A 13618-nucleotide genomic window follows, 5' to 3' on the forward strand; every position below is an offset into this window, starting at 1 on the left:
ACAGAATAATGTTATGCGTATACAACTAGTGTTGAGTCCCAACATTTATCCGGTGCCGTTTTCCTATTTACAGGATTTACGTTTCGCGTTACACAGTTGGCTTGGACCAAACGATATTCACGATGATTTGAGCCTCTACAGTATCGGCTGGTTGAAGGGTGGAGAAAAAGTAGGACGAAACCTAAACTTCCCACATGGAGCCACATGGAATCTCGGCTTCTACGACAGCGATTTAGGCTGGCAACTGGCCAAAGGTATTTTAAAAAATAAAAAACTTGCCTATGGTATGACTGTCGAAAAAGCTTTGGAAGTTCCAACTCCACGTTTCGAATCTTCTATGCGGTTTGCAGTGGACGGCGCCGTACTGGTTCGCGACAAACGTGCCGATGGGAGCCGCGAATGCCTACTATGGAACGATATTCGTGCGGACATTCTACTTACTAACAAGCTTATCCAGAAAATGGAAAAGGCAGAACTAGGCACTAAGCACCATAATGTAAAAGTTCGTTTCGACCGCAGCTATACTAAAGCCCGTGAAAAAGTAATGACGGCTAAGCGTATGGCTGAAGGAAAAGATATTAAACACAAAGGCAGTGTGTGCCCGGTCATTGTTGAGGGAACTCCTGAAGCCATTGAATTTGCATGGTTCGTCGGACTGGGTGACCTAACTGGAAGTGGTTTCGGTGCCCTAATTTAAACCTACTCTCAAGTAAGATGAAAACAATAGACTTGCAATTTTTCGAAGAACCGCCGGAATTGATGGTAAAAGGTTTATTAACGATTGAAGCTTTAGCTCCGTTATCGATGGTGGCGGCACAGCCGGGCAAATACTATAGAAGCCAACCTCATCCAACTAATCACATGCTATATGGACTTCTCGAAAACGCGCTCGGTTGGCACTTACACGACGATTTGCGAACACAAATGATGGATGGACTAAAAAAACGTCTCAAAAAAGAGTTAAAAAACAATACCGATTGGATTAATTCCGAATGGATTGCGGGTAAGCCCAAAACCTCAGATGTAGGATACTTGAGTCTTCTACAGTACCACGTTAAATTTACCGATACAGTAATCCAGCCGGCTGTGAGTGTCTATGATGATTTGTGGTCTCAGCAATTACGAGATACGGGCCGTTCTTTTTTCGGCGGCAGCAAACATTATGATGCTTCGCTTTCTGACCTGCTAAATCGAGAGAAACAAGGACATATCGAATTTGGGGATCGTGCGGAGTTTCAAAACCATTCAGAGGATGAATTGGACAAGTTGCCCGACGGCTCGAAAATTAAGTATACAGCTATTCGTTCAAAATTTCCTCAGTACTACGTAAGCCCAACTGTAAGGGAATACGTAATACCCTCGCGCCCCTATTTGATAGGTTTGAATACAACCGCAACGCTTTCAAAACTCTTACACTGTGCATTTGAAAACCCAGCTGGGCCTCTGTACCTGGGCTCTAACGATGGTTGGGTAGAAGTAAACTATCAAGAAATATGATCAACCTGGATTTCTTACACCCCTATCCGAGGTATGGGGTAGCCGCAGCCTTGTTGGGAATGGGGGATGAATATAATTTGGATGATTTGACCGATCTTAAAACGATTGCCCTACTTGCCGCGCAATCTATTGATCGGGCGTTGAATCGTTATACTTTACGTACAGAGAACAACCCACTTAACGAAGCTAATACCGTTCTGAAATATGACTACCTAAAAGGAATCAAAGTGGACCCAGGGCAGAAGAGTGGACAAACAGCAGGGAATGGCTACTATTTGGCACCACATATTATTACTAACGACAAGTCGTCTGCAAATACCGTGGCAGAAGCTCGGGTAATTCGAGATCTGCTTTTGAAAACGAAAGAAGAGGATCTACTGAAGTCGCAGCAGAAACTAAAAAGATCCTATGCCCCTTTAACATCGAAAATAAACAATGGTAAACAGTCTATGGCTGAACCTAGAGCCAACCTTCTTGAAGCGGCTTTTACTGTTATCACAACCCTCACCGAGTACAAACCAGCGGCTCAGGTGTTTGGGACTAAAGGGGCGTCAAATACTACTGTAATACCTGACTTACCATTAATTGGAGTAAACTCTAACCCACTAATCGACTTCGTTCGACTGTTTGCTGATTTACAGTACCAAGTTGGAAAGGATTTCAAAGAGAGTTCCTCTCCATTTCATAGTACGATAGACCCGAAAGACAGGAAGTACCGCCGACCGCCCATTTTCAGGGGTAACTATCCGGATGCTCCACGTGATGGCTCTCTGGGCGTAGTCTCACTGGTAGCAGCTATTGGAGCATGGGCGAAGATGGGGGAAACTTTTCGCGGAGATACACGTGCTGCTTTCGCTACTCGTGTGCTCGATTTGTTGGCAGGCGCCCCGCTATACATAATTTCTTATGAAGAGAATCGTCAGGAGTCCTTCGGACACCATTTAGTCAAAATTGCGTTGGAGGACGATTTAGCGGATCTTATTCAATCAGCGCACCAGGCAAAATTATTGGGGGTTGAAAAAATAGACGATCCCAAACTCAAATTATACAAATTTTTCTTTGACCGGTTTTTACAACAGTTTTCCCAACCCGCGTTTCGCGATTTCCTGGCCACTCGGGCCGAATACCCAAATAATTTATCACCGTTAATTGAGCAGTATATGGCAACAGAACACAAAAACTTGTCCCCTGAACTGATAAAGTCAGCTCGTGCATATGGACAATCCCTTAATCGTGCAGCTTACAGAGCTGCAAAAAAAGAAAAAGAGGAAGATGTAAATAACGGTCGGACGCCTAGAGACTTGCGTGAATACAAAAACCGCATTTTGGTACAATTTGAAAGTACAATAATGAGCACGAAGAGCCCGGTTGCGTTGCTCTCTCAAATGAATACAATTTCAGGGCGACTAACTGGCTATGAAATTGATGAAGATGCTGGTTTATTTATGGAAGCAATAGCGGGCTGGTTACCCACAAAAGACAACACTTCTTTAGCACAGGAATTGATAACGGCATTTATGCGACTGAATTCCTACGTGCCGTCCGAAAAACCTGATAGCAATAAGACAAATTCGTCGGCCGATGAAAGCGGCCCGTTGAACGACTAGGCATCCTGATTTAAATTGATTTATAAAGCTTTAAAACCATAACGAAAATGAAGATCAAGTCAATCACTGTTACACTTTTAGCTCCAATGAATGATCACGCAGCTAATCGCGGCGAAAAATTGTTAGGGAACGCCTCGTCTATAAAACGTCGTCGGGATGGCAGAGTTTACATTTCCGGACAAATGCAACGCCACGTGTTATTTAGCGCCATCGAACGCATCAACGAAGACGATCCCAACGGAATAGGCACATATGTTGCCAACAGTGATGGCACTTCAGCGGATGTGAAAACAGATTTACGTAGTGATTTGGGGGGCTATTTGCACACGAATAAGGAAAACTATTCGGGGCGACGTACTGCTCCTGTATCGGCAACTCCTGCTGTCGCCCTCGATACTAGCGAAATTAGCCGAGATCTGTTAGTAAGATTGAAAATGAATGAAAATAAGGAATCAGAAAGTAAACAAGCACTAGCTACCAACGAGTTTAGCGAGAGCGATTTAATGAATATGAGTTTTCATTTAGATGTTTCGGCGGTTGGTATCACCAAGCTTTTCGAATATGGAGGCAATGAATCTCATCTAAGTACGAGTTATTCAGACCATTTGGCAGACAAGCCCGGTGAGCGGCACCGCCGTGTAAAACTATTTCTGGAGGCAACCCGGTCTATGACTGATTATGCTAATCAAGCCCGCAATGCTACTACTGGAGAACCTCAAAAGGTATTGATCGTCTTGGACACTAAGATGAGCCGAAAAGCAAGCCGCTATTTTATTGCATCATCAGACGTTGAGAAAGAGCGGATTTTGGAGGAACTAAAAAATAGAGAAGCAATTTTCTTCCTCGGCGACGATACCGATGCCTCAGTGATTAGCGTCGACGAAGCCTACCGAAGAGCCTTTGACGCAATTTCAGCCAACGAATTATACAATCCCGCAAGCCCGTCTTAGTATGGAACCTCTTGCCAAGCCCTCCGGCATCACCTATCATGAACATCGACAACATGTTTTGGAAGAAGCAGAAAAGCTTTTGCCCGAGGATTCTTTTTGGTGTGAAAAGTACAAACTGCTGACCAAGGGCGATCTCCGCAAGCAGGTAAAAAGGGCTGTTTGGTGGCACGATGCGGGGAAGTTGCACGAGCAGTGGAGAACTGCTTGCGAAAAGGACTATGAATTATACCAAAAATGGCGGCAAAATAACGGCTTGCCGCCTGACAAGGTGAACGCACTTGATTTTAAACGCTTCGAAAAAGAGATGCGCCAGCGTAAAATCAGTAGCAGTCCGCACCTGATGCATGCGAAACTAAGGCACGAATTCGACTCACTTCAAAAGGCGCTAAGCCATTTTGAAAATTCAGATCCATTGAGTCTCGCTGAAATGGTAGCTATCGCTGCCCATCACGGAAAACTGGGGAATAGATATGAAGAACGGTGGCGAACGGACGGCAAACACAGATCAGAAAAAAAGGGACCTTTTTCCGCACTATGGGAGAAACTTATCAGAGAATCAAAACTGTTCGCTCGGGAAGAAGGCAAGCAAGAATGGCATAAGAAAGTCATTGAACGCTACAAAATTGCCGGAGTTCGGGCTTTACTTCGATTGGCGGATACACGAGCCAGCCGCTTGGAGAGCGGTGAATCTGTACCTGAAGCCGAAGCTTTCTCCTACGAGTTTCCTTACACTGCAAAAAATGGAGTCCAAATACTCGCCGAAGAGCTTGCGGCTCAACAGCTACTTAGCATTTTGCGCGCAGCGACAGGTAGCGGTAAAACGGATGCCGCATTACTTTGGGCAAAGAAGCAAATTGAAGACGGGCGCGCCGATCGACTTGTTTTAGTAATGCCCACCCGCTTTACTTCCAATGCGCTCGCGATGAGCATCGACAAAAGCAAGAATTACGGTTCGACTGGCCTTTATCATTCAAGCGCCTGGTATAGTCGGTACGGAGGGATTTCAGATTCCGAAAAAAATGCTGCTCGTGAGTTACACAAACTAGCTCAATTGCTTGTGACTCCGATTACAGTTTGTACGATCGACCATTTGTTGCTTTCTCTTACAGGAACGAAAGAAGATCATCACAGCACCTTCTTTTTTCTGGCAAATAGTGCCGTTGTGTTTGATGAAGCAGATTTTTATGATCCATTCATTCAGGCCAATTTATTGGTATTGCTGGAGACGCTCAAAATCTTAAAAGTTCCCGTTTTGATTATGAGTGCCACTGTGCCCGATTCGTCGCTGGCATTGTATGGCTTAAATGAGAACACAGATAAAATACTGGAGGCCCCGACAGAGAAAAAGTCACCCAAACGCGCTATTGTTTGGCGGGGTAACGCGGAGGCCCCCGAAGACGTAGAAGGCATATTAAAAGGCATGACTCGTCAAAGAACCGGCATCGTTTACGCAAATACTGTAGACAGAGCATATGCCTATTATAAATGGTTTAAAAATCAGCAAGAGTTAGGCGGTCCCCTGCCGATCCTTTATCACAGCCGCTTTACAGAGCCACATAAGAAGGACATCGAATCGGATTTGCTCAAGGCGTTAGGCAAAGAGGCATGGCTTGGTGGTAAAGCGGAAGGGATTGCCATTTTAACCCAGATAGGAGAAATGAGTGTAAACATCAGCGCCCCAACCATGCTATCCGATGTTTGCCCTTGGGATAGATTGACTCAGCGGGCCGGCCGGTTAGATCGGTTCGATTTATCCGCTGTCGGCGGGGTGTTGTATGTCGTAGAACCGATAAAAAATGGAGAAACCTATCCTGCTCCTTACGGCGAACCGCAAAAAGGTGCGGGTTGGCTTCCGGCTGAGGCATTTACAAAAACGCTGAGTGAATTAAAGGAGCTTTTCGACGAAGTTCCCCAACAAGTTACTGCAGACGATTTTGTGAACTATGTGAATGGTCTCTATCCGATACAATCCGGGTTTGAAAGTTGGATCAAAGTGAACCAAAAAAAGCTAAAAGATCTGATGCGAGCAAATTGGATGATCGTTCCGGCACAATACACTGACGAAGAGGATGCATCCGTTTCCGGGCAATGGAAAAGCCGTGATATACCCGCCCAGGAAACTGTCTTTGTTTCGTTGCCCGAATCCGCCGAAAGTTATCAGTATGACAAAGCTGTATATCCTTTCTACAATTGGGATGATTTCCGTTCATACCAACTCGAACATGGGATTAGTTGTCCTATTTACATTGTAGAGAAAGCCAGGAGATTGGAGCAATTGATTCCGCTTAAATATCAAATTGGCGATGATGGCGAAGTTGAAGTCTTATGGGTTGTAGAAAAAGGAACTTATCAGTCGGATACAGGCCTTGCGACTTTAGGCAAAGGAGAGAAGATAGACCGTGCAAAAGGCATTATAGACTAGTACAATGCAATCAATGAAAAACCCCTCCCCCCGCATCGGCGGAATGCTGATCGGATACTATCGGCTGTGCCCGCGTAAGACCTGGTGGTCGTTGCGGGGGATTTGGATGGAGCAGGAATCGGATGCTGTGGCTTTGGGGCGGCTGCTCGACGAAGCTACTTACTCTCGCGACGACAAGCAGTTTCAAATTGAGGCTGAAGCCCCGGACGGCACACCACTTATTGGCAAAATCGACCGTATGAAGCTGAAGCAAGGGGTATTGCACGAAACAAAAAAAAGCCGCTCCTGCGAAGAGGCACATAGCTGTGCAAGTGCGGTTCTACCTTTGGGCTACTGTATCGCAACGGTATAAAACAAGCCGATGGGTCGCCTTTTACAGGGCAGCTGGATTATCCACTTCTGAAACGGACCGAAGGAGTAACACTAGATCAGACTCATGTATCAGAATTGGAGCAAATGGTTGCTTCGATCAATAATCTGGCCCAACAAGAATCGCCGCCGCCAGTGCTGACCAACCGAAAGCTCTGCAAGAAATGCTCTTTTGAAGAATTGTGTTTCGGCTAAAAATCTCTCTATACCAATGTAAGGACAATAGTGAAGCCATCCCGCCTGTGACAAAAACTACATCAAAATGAAACGACCCTATTACTTATTTTCCAGCGGACGTCTGAAACGGCAGCACAATACACTGGCGCTGGAAAGGATGACGGGCGATAGGCAACCCGACGATTCTCCCGGCGATGAAGCACTCCCTTCGGCAGAAGCCGATGGGCCGCGGGCCCCCTTCCCAGTAGAAAGCGTCGACAGTTTGTTTTTGTTCGGAGAAATAGACATTAATTCGAAGCTCATTACATTTCTGGGACGGCAGGGCATTCCGGCATTTTTCTATGACTATTACGGAAACTATACGGCCACACTGTACCCTCGTGACAACCAACTTTCGGGGCATTTAAGAGTGCGACAGGCGCAGTTTTACCTGAATGTCAAAAGACGTCTGGTACTGGCCAAGGCGATTGTTGAAGCCGCACTGTTCAATATTGAGCGGGTCATCAAGTACTATCAACCTCGTTTGGAGGGAGAGACTCGTACGACAGTACAGACCACACTTTTAGCGCTTACCCGCGACCGAGAGGCTTTACCCGAAGCAGTTGACATCCCGACGCTCATGGCTGTAGAAGGTCGTATCCGGGATCGCTACTATCGATTGTGGCCCTGTTTTTTAGGAGAAAATACATCAGCTTTATTCCCCTTTACCAAACGCGAAAGACGGCCGCCCTCCAACGAACTGAATGCCCTGATTTCATTCGGGAATTCACTTTGCTATAGTACCGTGCTGCGGCAAATCTATCGTACGGCTTTAGATCCAACGATTGCCTTCTTACACGAACCGGGTGAACGACGCTTTTCGTTGTCGCTGGATATTGCAGAAGTGTTCAAACCATTGCTGGTAGACCGGGCGATTTTCAGACTTTAAAAACTGGAGAAATCGGACCGAAGCATTTTGAAAAGCACCTGGGTGGCTGCTATCTGTCAGAAAGCGGGCGAAAGGTGTTCGTCCAACATTGGGACGAGCGTTTGAGCCAGACCGTTCAGCACCGGCTACTGGATCGTAAGGTGTCCTACGAACGGCTGATCAGGCTGGAATGTTACAAGCTGATCCAGCATCTGAACGATCCACTTAAAGAACCCTACGAGGGGCTTCACATGTGGTGGTAAAAACACACCTTCAATGAACAATCACGTTCTTTGACATATTGACTAAATACAATTCATAGCCCCACAACGAGGTTAATTCCGATACTATATGCCCTATTTTATTGCAGTTTATGACGTCGATCAAAAGCGTGGTGGAAAAATGCTAAAACTTTTCCGGCGCTACCTGACCTGGATTCAGAATTCGGTGTTTGAAGGAGAATTAACACACGCCCAATTCAAGTCGCTACAATTGGAAGCAGAAAAACTGATGCAAGAGGGTGACGGTGTTGTTTTTACCAAATGCGGGATGAACGTTACACGGAACGGGTGGCGTTGGGGAAGGAGAAAGGACAACGTACACGTTTTTTGTAAGTTAAGCAATGCCAAGGTCGTCGCCTAGTACAATTTGAGTAGATTTTCTGAGCGCAAAAAGCGAATTAAGCTCATCCCAACCAATCAAGTAGTTGTAAATGAACACATAAAGTTAAGTCGTCAGCCTGCAGAGATTTTCACCACACCGCGGGCTGACGACTTTTTTATCCGTTTTTCCGAATAAAAACGGTGCTGATTAGCTGTAATCGATATTTTTGCAGTGGGTATCAATTGCACCTCTAGGTATTGAAACTCTCGTTCATGGTCTTTTTTTAGCAAGTTACCAATTGTATCAATTGCACCTCTAGGTATTGAAACATACTCCCTCCACACTTTCTCTCCGCTTCGCTTCCAAGTATCAACTGCACCTCTAGGTATTGAAACTTCTCTTTTCAAGCGCGTTCCAGACAAGACCACCAGGTATCAATTGCACCTCTAGGTATTGAAACTTTCAAATTTTGCCGGACAAAAGATCTGTTTTTTTTGTATCAATTGCACCTCTAGGTATTGAAACCCCTGATGGTAGTCGAGGAAAATGTACAACGCGCCGTATCAATTGCACCTCTAGGTATTGAAACGTCTGCGAATCGAAGTACCAGCCGTCCGCTTCGATTAGTATCAATTGCACCTGTAGGTATTGAAACCGAACCTCGGAGATAATTGTGCGACGGAAGATCATAGTATCAATTGCACCTGTAGGTATTGAAACCTATTGCTCCAATCAGGTTCCCAGCCTTCGTTCAGCGGTATCAATTGCACCTGTAGGTATTGAAACTCGTCGTGGCCGGTGGGGAAACTTAGGAGTTGGTCCGTATCAATTGCACCTGTAGGTATTGAAACTATTTCGACGCGCGACATATCACAAGAATTGACTTTAGTATCAATTGCACCTGTAGGTATTGAAACCATTTTAAGCTTGCCCCCCTTTTAGGGTACGACCGCGTATCAATTGCACCTGTAGGTATTGAAACTTATGGAGGACATGCGGTTCGTTTTGAGGCTGACCAACTAGTATCAATTGCACCTGTAGGTATTGAAACTGAGTGAGCTCAGCACTGTAACACCAGCTCAGTCACGGTATCAATTGCACCTGTAGGTATTGAAACTTTAATAATTTGATACTGTTTTTTGGTTGCTTATTGTATCAATTGCACCTGTAGGTATTGAAACTAGTCCCTCGTAATAGCAGCTGATATCTTTTCGATCAGTATCAATTGCACCTGTAGGTATGGAAACTACGGAAACAACGGATCTTTTAAAAGTATGAAAACTCGTATCAATTGCACCTGTAGGTATTGAAACTTCGGAATTCGCGAACACAAAACCGGTCGAGCCGAGTATCAATTGCACCTGTAGGTATTGAAACTTAAATTTTGTAACGAACTGAAAACCCACGGCCCCAAGTATTAATCGCACCTGTAGGTATTGAAACTGGAGAATCAGAATCGGCGATTTCGTCATAATGGCTTGTATCAATTGCACCTGTAGGTATTGAAACGGGCTTCGGCATTAGCACGTACTATACATATCTTTCGTATCAATTGCACCTGTAGGTATTGAAACACGTGGTGAGTTCTACATTATTCCAGACCTTCCGCGCTCGTATCAATTGCACCTGTAGGTATTGAAACACGTAAATTTTTGATTTGTCAATCTTGTCGACGTCAGTATCAATTGCACCTGTAGGTATTGAAACTACCTTATTTCCCGATGAGTCGCGGCCCCATTTATGTATCAATTGCACCTGTAGGTATTGAAACGGATTAAAAGGCACAAAATCGGTAGGCGTGCCCAGGTATCAATTGCACCTGTAGGTATTGAAACGTGGTAGTCCAGTCGGCGTTGAAGCCGCGAACGGCGTATCAATTGCACCTGTAGGTATTGAAACATTATGTTCACCGGGGTAGATATTCCAGCGCTGCCGTATCAATTGCACCTGTAGGTATTGAAACAGACGTATACGGAGGACAACGAGAATTAGATAAAAAGTATCAATTGCACCTGTAGGTATTGAAACTACGGAAACAACGGATCTTTTAAAAGTATGAAAACTCGTATCAATTGCACCTACGGGTATTGAAACCTTGAAGTTTTTCTTGCCTTGGCGCCACGCTTTTTAGTATCAATTGCACCTACGGGTATTGAAACTACTATAGGTACCCGGCAAGAGAGTCACATAATACAGTATCAATTGCACCTACGGGTATTGAAACGATGGTACTTTCCATACGAATAAGCGTGGCGAATTTGTATCAATTGCACCTACGGGTATTGAAACGTGAGTGACCAAAGGAACTTGCGGGCGTACCACCAGTATCAATTGCACCTACGGGTATTGAAACTCCAATTACCGGGACTTCTCCCAGCGACTGCGCATCGGTATCAATTGCACCTACGGGTATTGAAACGGCTTCCGGGAGCTGGCTGCCAACGCCATTTTTCGGTATCAATTGCACCTACGGGTATTGAAACATGATGCCTCGGGGTTTTCTTCGTTTTCGCATAATGGTATCAATCGCACCTGTAGGTATTGAAACATACTTGACATACCTTTCGACGAGGCGGATGGATCGACCGTATCAATCGCACCTGTAGGTATTGAGACGTCGTGGATGCTGCAACTCTGGCCAGCTACCGGAAGCTATCAATCGCACGAGTATATTGGGGATGGACAGCTTCTCGACCCGTGAGGCTCTGTTTTTTTGTCACACTCACCTCTTTCGTCTATCCAGATTGAATTCATCAATTACCTGATTCGATTGCTGACCGAGAACGAACAGACGAATCCTGAGATGCTTTTTGAGCAGCCTTCCACGCTAATATTGCTTATCAACTCAAACCTCTACCAGTCGGAATCCTCCAATTGAAACAACTCATTAACATTAACTTGCAAAACCTCGGCAATCTTTAGAGCCAACACCGTAGAAGGGGTGAATTTCCCCGTTTCAATCGAGTTTATGGTCTGCCGGGAGACCTTCACCTTATCCGCCAACTCCGCCTGGGTAATATTGCTGCGGGCCCGCCCGACTTTAATCAGGTTTTTCACAAATCTTTAGTTTTTATACTTGAGATAGTGGAACAGGCCAAATGCAAGCAGCAAAATAATAACCAGCGACTGATAAGCGGAAATAGACCCGGTCAGTTTCCCCGAAGCAGGCTCCTGGCTCAGAAAGAAATAATTAATCAAATGCGTAATAACTAACCCTGCCGGCACAGCCCACGCCAGCGCCTGAAACTTCACCTGGTGAATACGTTCATCGTCTATTTTCTCCTTTGAGAAAAAAATAAAAACCAATCCCCAGCACGAAAGACCGGAGAGCAGGTTCAGGTCGAGCAGATCGTGCTGCCGATATTTAGAAATAAAAGCGTATATCCCCCAGATGATCAGCAGTGTACCCACAATCTTCATCTTATGGGAATAGGCAAAAACACCAAAAGTACCGTTCATAGATTGTAAAGTTTAGAAGTCTTAATGTCATGTAAACTTTACAAAAGTAGAGAATCTGTTTGGGATTCCATTCCAACATGGGCGAAAATACGTTGAACCAGATTTATTGCTTCATCGCACAGCATGTCATGAGTTTAATCTTTATGAATGAAATACAACGGCCTGTTGCCGCATATCTCCAGGAAGTTATTACTAAAGGTCGAGACGCTTTGATACCCCACTTCGAAAGCCAGTTGGGAAACACTGTCACATCCCTGCTCTATTAATTCGAGCGCTTTCATCGTACGGGCTCTTTTGTAATAACCTGAAAACGACAAATCCAATTCAAGAGCAAAAAGCCGGCTGAGCGTCCTCTCTGACATCCCGAATTCCTGCGCCAAATTCCTCAAAACAATATTCTCCTGCAAATGTTCATTGATATATTCAAGCACGGGTTGTAGTCTCGTATTCGCTGTCGAAGGAAGAAAGGCGAGTCCGGACTTTGCAATTTCTTCAGGAAGCAAATCCCGTATCGCCATAAGAAAGGAGCCAGTCCGGTCGTCCTGATTCTCGGATGCAGCCCATCGTTCCGTATATCGTATCATTTCCCGCAGTAGTCCGTTGACAGGAAAAACCTTGATAAAAGGAGCCAACCGGCTTTTTTCGTCATTACCAGGAAAACAGATAGATCTCATTTGCAAGTATTGACTGGTGGACCAGATTTCGTGATCAATACCGCCCGGAATCCATACTCCATAACCCCTCGGTACCAACATCCGTTTGCCCTGACCATGCAAATGAATGCATCCCTGTTCAGCAAAAATAAACTGTCCCTGTTCGTGTTGATGCAGGTCTGAATGAAAGCCCCCCAACTGCTCGTGAAAAATCACATACGGGGTAAGGCTTTGATTTACGAGCGACGCACATTCAACAAGTCTGGCTTTCATGGCTGATACAAACAAATAATTGTCCGGTTTGACAAATTCCGTCAATTTAACACATCTTACCTTTGCCCAAAAGCATTCGTTCGAACTACAACTCAAAAATCATTTATCGATATGACAGAAGAAATCAACCAGCCGTTGCCCGCAAACTACCTCGAAATAGATAAAATCACGAAGGAAACGGGGTTTACGATGCCGTCCGATATGCTTACCTGTTCTTTACTCAGAACCCTGGCAGGATCCAAACCTTCCGGGTACTTCCTGGAGCTGGGAACTGGGACAGGCCTCTCCACCGCATGGATTCTCGACGGTATGGACAGCCATTCCACCCTCATCTCACTGGACCATGATGAATCCCTTTTGGCCATCGCCGGAAAATATCTGGGAGCAGACAATCGCCTCGACCTTGTTCACATGGATGGTGAAGCGTGGATTATGAACAACCGCAGCCAGAAATTTGATTACATATTTGCCGATACCTGGCACGGGAAATACCTGTTGCTAGAGGAAACGCTGGCCCTGTTAAAAAAAGGCGGTCTTTATATCATCGACGATATGCTCCCGCAGCCCAACTGGCCCGAAGGCCACCAGGAGAAAGCAGCAAACCTCGTTGAATACCTCGAAAACAGGTCGGATCTGCTGGTCACCAAACTGAATTGGGCCACGGGCATCCTGATCGCCGCGAAGCGATAAAACATTCTTAT

At 45.3% G+C, this 13618-nt stretch carries 13 protein-coding genes, 1 pseudogene and 1 CRISPR repeat array; of the genes and pseudogenes, 11 read left to right on the forward strand and 3 right to left on the reverse strand.

All coding sequences use genetic code 11. The annotated features are described in order from the left end of the window. Window positions 1–13 precede the first annotated feature (13 nt). The 10 genes and pseudogenes from ABD852_RS03085 (at window position 14) to ABD852_RS03130 (ending at window position 8571) form a co-directional block, all read left to right on the forward strand. A complete protein-coding gene (locus ABD852_RS03085) occupies window positions 14–697 on the forward strand; it encodes a CRISPR-associated endoribonuclease Cas6 (RefSeq protein WP_345026550.1) in 684 nt (227 codons plus the stop codon). A 17-nt stretch (window positions 698–714) separates the two neighbouring features. Beyond that, entirely contained in the window at window positions 715–1497 is a 783-nt protein-coding gene (locus ABD852_RS03090) for a hypothetical protein (protein ID WP_345026551.1), read from the forward strand. Beyond that, window positions 1494–3104, forward strand: coding sequence for a hypothetical protein (locus tag ABD852_RS03095; RefSeq protein WP_345026552.1), 1611 nt, complete (start codon window positions 1494–1496; stop codon window positions 3102–3104). Before ABD852_RS03090 ends, ABD852_RS03095 begins: the two co-directional genes overlap by 4 nt. Window positions 3105–3151: 47 nt before the next feature. Continuing rightward, window positions 3152–4054, forward strand: coding sequence for a type I-PGING CRISPR-associated protein Cas7/Csp1 (cas7p, locus tag ABD852_RS03100; RefSeq protein WP_345026553.1), 903 nt, complete (start codon window positions 3152–3154; stop codon window positions 4052–4054). 1 nt (window position 4055) lies between these two features. Next, entirely contained in the window at window positions 4056–6476 is a 2421-nt protein-coding gene (gene cas3 / locus ABD852_RS03105) for a CRISPR-associated helicase Cas3' (protein ID WP_345026554.1), read from the forward strand. Between the two features lie 13 nt (window positions 6477–6489). After that, entirely contained in the window at window positions 6490–6828 is a 339-nt protein-coding gene (locus ABD852_RS03110; protein ID WP_345026555.1) for a Dna2/Cas4 domain-containing protein, read from the forward strand. A gap of 47 nt (window positions 6829–6875) precedes the next feature. Further along, window positions 6876–7040 carry a CRISPR-associated protein Cas4 gene (locus ABD852_RS03115; protein WP_345026580.1) on the forward strand — a complete coding sequence of 55 codons (165 nt, stop codon included), beginning with the start codon at window positions 6876–6878 and terminating at the stop codon, window positions 7038–7040. Between the two features lie 139 nt (window positions 7041–7179). Beyond that, window positions 7180–7988, forward strand: a pseudogene (gene cas1, locus ABD852_RS03120) (CRISPR-associated endonuclease Cas1); the annotation flags it as partial. A 36-nt stretch (window positions 7989–8024) separates the two neighbouring features. Further along, window positions 8025–8192: a hypothetical protein gene (locus tag ABD852_RS03125; protein ID WP_345026581.1), complete on the forward strand. Its 168-nt coding sequence runs from the start codon at window positions 8025–8027 to the stop codon at window positions 8190–8192. 88 nt (window positions 8193–8280) lie between these two features. Beyond that, window positions 8281–8571, forward strand: a complete 291-nt coding sequence (locus ABD852_RS03130; protein WP_345026556.1) for a CRISPR-associated endonuclease Cas2 — start codon at window positions 8281–8283, stop codon at window positions 8569–8571. 196 nt (window positions 8572–8767) lie between these two features. Continuing rightward, a CRISPR array of direct repeats spans window positions 8768–11148; the repeat unit is 29 nt; unit sequence GTATCAATTGCACCTGTAGGTATTGAAAC. A 237-nt stretch (window positions 11149–11385) separates the two neighbouring features. Here ABD852_RS03130 and ABD852_RS03135 read toward each other — a convergent pair. The 3 genes from ABD852_RS03135 to ABD852_RS03145 form a co-directional block, all read right to left on the reverse strand. Next, the gene (locus tag ABD852_RS03135) at window positions 11386–11589 is read right to left on the reverse strand and encodes a helix-turn-helix transcriptional regulator (RefSeq protein ID WP_345026557.1); all 204 of its coding nucleotides are present in this window, start codon (window positions 11587–11589) and stop codon (window positions 11386–11388) included. 6 nt (window positions 11590–11595) lie between these two features. Next, window positions 11596–11991: a hypothetical protein gene (locus ABD852_RS03140; protein WP_345026558.1), complete on the reverse strand. Its 396-nt coding sequence runs from the start codon at window positions 11989–11991 to the stop codon at window positions 11596–11598. A gap of 134 nt (window positions 11992–12125) precedes the next feature. Then, entirely contained in the window at window positions 12126–12917 is a 792-nt protein-coding gene (locus ABD852_RS03145; protein WP_345026559.1) for an AraC family transcriptional regulator, read from the reverse strand. Window positions 12918–13028: 111 nt separating this feature from the next. On the opposite strand from ABD852_RS03145, the gene ABD852_RS03150 reads away from it, so the two are divergent. Then, window positions 13029–13607 carry an O-methyltransferase gene (locus ABD852_RS03150; protein WP_345026560.1) on the forward strand — a complete coding sequence of 193 codons (579 nt, stop codon included), beginning with the start codon at window positions 13029–13031 and terminating at the stop codon, window positions 13605–13607. Window positions 13608–13618: the final 11 nt, after the last annotated feature.

The organism is Ravibacter arvi, assembly GCF_039540405.1.
Classification (GTDB): Bacteria; Bacteroidota; Bacteroidia; order Cytophagales; family Spirosomataceae; genus Ravibacter; species Ravibacter arvi.

Bases quoted from the DNA above. Each gene is read 5' to 3' on its own strand.
- ABD852_RS03085 (WP_345026550.1), top strand. From the start codon at position 14: ATGCGTATACAACTAGTGTTGAGTCCCAACATTTATCCGGTGCCGTTT.
- ABD852_RS03090 (WP_345026551.1), top strand. From the start codon at position 715: ATGAAAACAATAGACTTGCAATTTTTCGAAGAACCGCCGGAATTGATG.
- ABD852_RS03095 (WP_345026552.1), top strand. From the start codon at position 1,494: ATGATCAACCTGGATTTCTTACACCCCTATCCGAGGTATGGGGTAGCC.
- cas7p (WP_345026553.1), top strand. From the start codon at position 3,152: ATGAAGATCAAGTCAATCACTGTTACACTTTTAGCTCCAATGAATGAT.
- cas3 (WP_345026554.1), top strand. From the start codon at position 4,056: ATGGAACCTCTTGCCAAGCCCTCCGGCATCACCTATCATGAACATCGA.
- ABD852_RS03110 (WP_345026555.1), top strand. From the start codon at position 6,490: ATGAAAAACCCCTCCCCCCGCATCGGCGGAATGCTGATCGGATACTAT.
- ABD852_RS03130 (WP_345026556.1), top strand. From the start codon at position 8,281: ATGCCCTATTTTATTGCAGTTTATGACGTCGATCAAAAGCGTGGTGGA.
- ABD852_RS03140 (WP_345026558.1), bottom strand. From the start codon at position 11,991: ATGAACGGTACTTTTGGTGTTTTTGCCTATTCCCATAAGATGAAGATT.
- ABD852_RS03145 (WP_345026559.1), bottom strand. From the start codon at position 12,917: ATGAAAGCCAGACTTGTTGAATGTGCGTCGCTCGTAAATCAAAGCCTT.
- ABD852_RS03150 (WP_345026560.1), top strand. From the start codon at position 13,029: ATGACAGAAGAAATCAACCAGCCGTTGCCCGCAAACTACCTCGAAATA.